The organism is Actinomycetota bacterium (assembly GCA_040905475.1).
Classification (GTDB): Bacteria; Actinomycetota; AC-67; order AC-67; family AC-67; genus DATFGK01.
Genome location: JBBDRM010000084.1, coordinates 1 through 6141, shown reverse-complemented (window position 1 = coordinate 6141; position 6141 = coordinate 1). Strand labels below are relative to the sequence as shown.

5 protein-coding genes are annotated in these 6141 nt (G+C 65.6%); all 5 read right to left on the bottom strand.

Annotated elements, in window-relative coordinates; translation table 11 throughout:
- Positions 1–34 precede the first annotated feature (34 nt).
- Positions 35–562: a prepilin-type N-terminal cleavage/methylation domain-containing protein gene (locus WEB06_08730; GenBank protein MEX2555704.1), complete on the bottom strand. Its 528-nt coding sequence runs from the start codon at positions 560–562 to the stop codon at positions 35–37.
- A gap of 219 nt (positions 563–781) precedes the next feature.
- A complete protein-coding gene (locus tag WEB06_08725; GenBank protein MEX2555703.1) occupies positions 782–1999 on the bottom strand; it encodes a type II secretion system F family protein in 1218 nt (405 codons plus the stop codon).
- Between the two features lie 8 nt (positions 2000–2007).
- Positions 2008–3579 carry a PilT/PilU family type 4a pilus ATPase gene (locus WEB06_08720; protein ID MEX2555702.1) on the bottom strand — a complete coding sequence of 524 codons (1572 nt, stop codon included), beginning with the start codon at positions 3577–3579 and terminating at the stop codon, positions 2008–2010.
- A 70-nt stretch (positions 3580–3649) separates the two neighbouring features.
- Positions 3650–5329, bottom strand: coding sequence for an ATPase, T2SS/T4P/T4SS family (locus tag WEB06_08715; protein MEX2555701.1), 1680 nt, complete (start codon positions 5327–5329; stop codon positions 3650–3652).
- 172 nt (positions 5330–5501) lie between these two features.
- The coding region (locus WEB06_08710) for a hypothetical protein (protein MEX2555700.1) at positions 5502–6141 on the bottom strand (640 nt) is incomplete at its 5' end.

Below are 6141 nucleotides of genomic sequence, written 5' to 3'. Positions count from 1 at the left end.
GGGGTCCCCGCCGCCTCGTCCAGGATCGGTGGAACTACCAGGCGGTATCCGTGATGCTCGCCGGGCACGCGGTCGCGGACGTGGCGTTGGCCACCTTCGCGTAGTACGTTCCCGCCGTGCTGTTCCCGCGGAATGCCGCGGCCAGATCCGACTGGATGTCCAGCAGGCAGAACAGCGTTCCCGAGGAGCTCCAGCTCTTGAGCACGACACCCTGGAACGTGGCGTCGACGGCTTCGACGGCCACATCCCGCTCGGCCGCCTCAGGAGACGCGTCGTCCCAGTTGAGGCTGCCCTCTTCAGCCTTCAGAGTGGTCTGGCCCGCCGCAGCGGAACCATCGACGTACAGCTGGCTGTCCGTATAAACGGTCTCTTCGGTGCCGAGGGCGATACGGATGTTCGACTGCGCTTGCTTGTCCTGCGCACGCTTCCTAGCACCGAGGAAGGTCGGGATGGCGATCGCGATAAGGATGGCAATGATGAGCACGACCACCATCAACTCGATGAGGGTGAAACCCTCGTCTTCCCGGCCGCGGGCGAGGCGCTCGCGGATTGCACTCAACATGTGGATCCTCCTTCTCCCGCGGGGCGCGGGGGTCGACGTTCGACTCAATCGAGGTATCGGGGCTCGCTCACTTGGGCTTAAGGGCGCGGCGTCCCGACGTGTCACGAAAGGTCCGATTCGCCGGGACGACAGGGCAAAAACCAATCCGTTTCGCTAGTTCCGGGCTAGTCACCCGACGCTATGGACTTCGGCCCTTTGTGGGGGGCCGGACGTCGGCGACTACTCGATGAGGTTGATGATGTTGAACATCGGCATGTAGAGCGCGACGACCATGCCACCCACCACGACGCCCATAACGGCGATCAAGACCGGTTCGATGAGCGACGTCAGCGCTTCGACGGTCGCCTCGACCTCTTGATCGTAGAAGTCGGCAATCTTCGCGAGCATCGTGTCGAGCGCTCCGGTCTCTTCTCCCACCGCGATCATCTGAACGACCATCGGCGGGAACGTGCCGTGACGCTCGAGCGGCTTCGCGATGCTCTCCCCTTCCTTCACCGACGCGGCCACGTCTCGGACGGCGTTCGATACCACCACGTTATTCACCGTCTCCTGGACGATCTCGAGCGATTGGAGGATCGGGACGCCCGACCGCATGAGAACGGACAACGTCCTGGCGAAGCGCGAGAGAGCAGATTTGTGGACGAGCTGGCCGAAGATGGGCGCGCGCAACTTCAGCGCGTCCCACCTGCCTCGGCCCTTCTCGGTGTTGACCCACCGCCGCAGCCCCACGAAGGAGCCGACCATGAGCGCCGCGACTATGTACCAGAACTGCTTCGCCTTGTCGGAGAGCGCAACGAGCACCCGCGTCGGCAGCGGCAGATCCCCGCCGAGGTCGCGATAGAGGTTCTTGAACGTCGGCACCACGAAGATCAGCATCCCGATCATGATCAGGATGACGAGGCAGAACACGACCGCCGGGTACGTCATCGCACTCTTGATCTTCTGGCGGAGCGTGAGGTCTTTCTCGAGGTTCTCGGCGAGGCGCAGGAGAACGCTGTCGAGCACACCGCCGATCTCGCCGGCTCGGATCATCGCGACGTAGAGACGCTTGAAGACCTTCGGGTGCTTGGCGACGGCCTGCGACAGCGACATGCCTTTCTCGACGTCGCTGCGCACCTCCGAGATCACGCGGGCGAAATTCGGGTTCTCCGTCTGCTCCGAAAGGATGTTGAGCGCGCGCAGAAGCGACAGGCCGGAGTTGATCATGGTGGCGAACTGGCGGGAGAAGACGGCGAGGTCCTTCTGCTTGACCTTTCCGCCCCACGGGAGCTTGATCTCCATCTTGGCCATGGAGGTCTTGTGCTCCTCGATCAGGATCGGCGCGAAGCCCATCTGGCGCAGCTTGGTCGAGACCGCCGCCTGGCTGTCGGCTTCGAGCGTGCCCGAGACGAGCTTCCCGCCGCGGTCCCGAACCTTGTAGGCGAATGTGGTAGCCAACTCTCCTCCTACGACCGGCCCGCGAGCGTGCTGAGGTCTTCGGCGTTGTGGCACCGCTCGAGCGCGATCTCGAACGTGATCTTCCTCGACTTGACGAGCTCCGCCAGCGCTTGATCCATCGTTTGCATGCCGAACTTCGCGCCCGCTTGCATCGCCGAATAGATCATGTGGGTCTTGCCTTCGCGGATGAGGTTCCGAACCGCGGGAGTGGCGATCAAGATCTCGACCGCCAGCGCTCGCCCCCCTCCGTCGGCTGTGGGGATCAGCTGCTGGCACACGACCCCTTGGAGCGACGCCGCGAGCTGCACCCGCACCTGCTGTTGCTGATGCGGCGGGAACACGTCGATCACGCGGTCGATCGTCTGCGGGGCGTCTTGCGTGTGGAGGGTGGCGAACACGAGGTGCCCGGTCTCTGCGGCGGTCAACGCAACCGAGATCGTCTCGAGATCCCGCATCTCGCCGACCAGGATCACGTCGGGATCCTGACGGAGCACGTGCTTGAGCGCCGAGGCGAAAGACTTCGTGTCGGTGCCCACCTCACGCTGGTTGATGATCGCCGTCTTGTGACGATGGAGGTATTCGATCGGGTCCTCGACCGTCATGATGTGGTCCGTCCGCTGGCGGTTGATGACGTCGATGATGGCCGCGAGCGTCGTCGACTTCCCCGACCCCGTCGGACCCGTGACGAGCACGAAGCCGCGCGCCAGCCGCGCGAAATCCGCCACCTTAGGGGGCAGCCCGAGATCTTCGACGGGCCGGACTTCGTGCGGGATGGCCCGGAACGCCGCGCCGATCGCGTCGCGCTGGAAGTAGACGTTCAGCCGGAACCGCGCGCGACCCGGGAGCGAGTACGACAGGTCGAGCTCCAGATCGTTCTCGAGCTTCTCGCGCTGGCGTTGCGTCAGGATCGCGTAGATGAGTCGCCGGATCTCGGCCGGCTGCATGACCGGGTAATCCTCGAGCCGCATCAGGTGACCGTTCACCCGAAGGGTCGGCTGGGTTTGCGCCGTGAGATGAAGATCGGACGCACCTTCTTCGAGAACGCGCTCGAGAAGGGCGTTCATGTTGAGCTCTTTCTCCTCCGGCTCGTCCTCCAGCGGCGCGACCATCTCCTGGAGGACTTCCTCCTCGTAGGAGGGTTGTGGCTCTCCGGTCGCGATCCGCTCGATCGCTTGGAGGACGTGCCGGCGAACCGCCAGCGCGGATGTGACCTCGTACCCGGTCATCTCGGCGATCGCGTCGACCGTGGTCCGGTTCCCCGGATGCGTCATGGCGACCACGAGCCGGCCGCCATCCATACGGACGGGGATCGCCTCGTTGGAAGTGGCGAAGCCGACGGGGATCAGGCCGGCCACAGAGGGATCCGGGCCTCGCGTCTCGAGGTCGGCGAACGGCACCCCGATCTGCTTGGCGACGGCCTCGACGAGCGCCTTCTCCTCGACGACTCCCTGTTCGCGCAGGATGGTGCCGAGCGGCCGCCCGGTCTCCCGCTGGCGTTGGAGGGCGTCCGCGAGCTGCTCACGCGAGATGAGGCGCTCGTCGACGAGCACCTCTCCGAGCGGCTTGGATCCTACGGACAAAGGGGCTCCCATTCATAAGGGGCGTTCTGCCCTGGTTCTCGACAGTTCCCTGCCCGGTCTTGACCGGTCCTCAGACGATGACCCGCATGATCTCCTCGATCGAGGTGACGCCTGCGAGCACCTTCTCGACGCCGTCCGAACGGAGGGTGCGCATCCCTTGCTCGAGCGCGACACGGCCGATGTCTTCGGCGGAGCGACGCTCGGCGATGAGGCGCTCGATCTCCTCCGAACGGAGCATCACCTCGTGAGCGGCGAGCCGCCCGCGGTAGCCGGTTTTCGCACAGTTCGAGCAGCCGACCGCCCGGTACAGCTTGGGGAGCGTGCCGTCGGCGCCTATGGGGATCCTCGCCTCCTTCAACGCCTCCTCCGTCGGGGCGTACAGCTCCTTGCAACGGTCGCACAGCACGCGAAGGAGCCGTTGCGCGAGCACGCAGTCGACCGCGGAAGAGACGAGGAACGGCTCGATGCCCATCTCGAGGAGTCGGGAGACCGCCGAGGGCGCGTCGTTCGTGTGCAGCGTCGATAGGACGAGATGTCCGGTCAAAGCAGCCTCCACCGCGATCTGCGCGGTCTCGCGGTCGCGGATCTCCCCGATCAGCACGACGTCGGGGTCGGATCGCAGGATGGACCGCAGGGCGCTGGCGAACGTCAGGCCGGCCTTGCTGTTGATCTGGATCTGGTTCACTCCCGGAAGCCGGTACTCCACCGGATCCTCGACCGTGATGATGTTCCGCTCGGCGGTGTTGATGATGTTCAGCGCCGCGTAGAGCGTGGTCGACTTCCCGGATCCGGTTGGGCCCGTGACGAGGATCATGCCGTACGGCTTGCGGTACGAGAACTCGAAACGTTCGAAGTTGTGCTCGCTGAATCCGAGGTCCTGCAGGTTGAGCAGAACGCTGGATTTATCGAGGATCCGGATCACGACCTTCTCGCCGTGGACGGTCGGCAGGGTCGCGACACGGAGGTCGATGGCCTTCCCGCCGACGACCAGACCCACGCGCCCGTCCTGGGGGATCCGACGCTCGGCGATGTTGATGTCGCTCATGATCTTGAGCCGAGAAATCACCCCGGACTGGATCGACTTCGGAGACCGCATGACTTCGTGCAGAACGCCGTCGATCCGATAGCGGATGCGGACGTCCTTCTCTTGCGGCTCGATGTGGATGTCCGAGGCGCGCTCCCCGACCGCCTGGGTGATGAGCAGGTTGACGAGCTTGACGATCGGGGCGTCTTCGACGAGCTCGCGCGTCTTGGCGAGATCTTCGAGCTCGTCGGATTCCTCGGCCGCCGCCCCGACGATGTCCTCGACGGATTGATCGAGCCGGTGGAACCGCGCGATGGCACCGTAGATGTCGGAGCGCGTGGCGACGACGGCTTTGATCTCGAGCCCGGTGATCGTCCGGATGTCGTCAAGAGCGAAGACGTTGGCCGGGTCGCTCATCGCGACGACCAGCTTGGAATCCTCGTAGCCGATCGGAAGCGCCGAATACCGCTTGGCGAGCGCGTCGGAGATCAGCGCCGCGGCGGCCGGGTCGACCGGATAGTCGGACAGATCGACGAACGGCAGACCGATCTGCTTGGCAAGCGCAGAGACGAGGTCCTGCTCCACGACGAAGCCGAGGTCGATCAGGACCCGCCCGAGCGACTTCCCCGAGTGGGCCTGCGCGCTCGTCGCCTCCTCGAGCTGCTCGTAGGTGACGAGCCCTTCATCGAGGAGAACCTCGCCGAGCTGTCTGCGCTTCTTGGACATGGGCTCTCGCTCTATCCGGGGAGCCGGCGCGCGGTTACGCGTCCTCCCCGGCCCCCGTCGCGATGCACGGACCATCGCCGCCGGATTTCGGCGGTTATCTCTGGTATCGGCCGCCGGAGATCCACCCTGGAGGATGCTCGGCCATCACGCCCGGAGCGCCGGGTTCTCCGATTCAGCGGGAGCGAAGGTGGATCCGCTGCTCCTGACGCGTAGCGGGAGCCATCCGGCGGGCGGCGCGCGGGCGGCCCGGCCTTTGCTCGCCCAGCTCCCGCAAGAGCTCGGCCGGATCCAGGCCATCCTCCGCGGCGTCCGATCCGTCCCCCGCGGCGGGTGATCCCGCCTCATCGTCTTCCTCGTAGCCGGTAGCCCCCTCGTCGGAGGCCTCTTCCTCGTCTGGGCTTTCGTCCTCGTCGTAGCTCTCCGGTTCCCCGCCGCCGGCCGTGGGTGAGCCCTGAAGCTCCAGCAGCCCGGCGTTGGACATCGCAAGCAGGGCCGTGGCGGCGGCGAACTCCGACGCGCCGGCCTCATGCGCGATCTCTCGGAGGGATCGTCGACCGTCGAACAAGATCGCGATGTGCCACTCGAGCGGGGTCAGCGTTATCTCGGCGCTTCCGGACGGGAGCAGTGCCGACATCTCGAGCGGTCCATCGAGCGACCCCACCGCATCGAGGATCTTCCGCCACTCCGCCCTGCGGCGACCGACGGCCTTGAGGAAGTCCTCGACCGACTGGCTTATCGGACCGGAAACCGGCTCGATCTCGAGCGCGAAGTCCCCGGCGCCGCCGTCCATGAGCCGCATCGCGGCGGGGGGG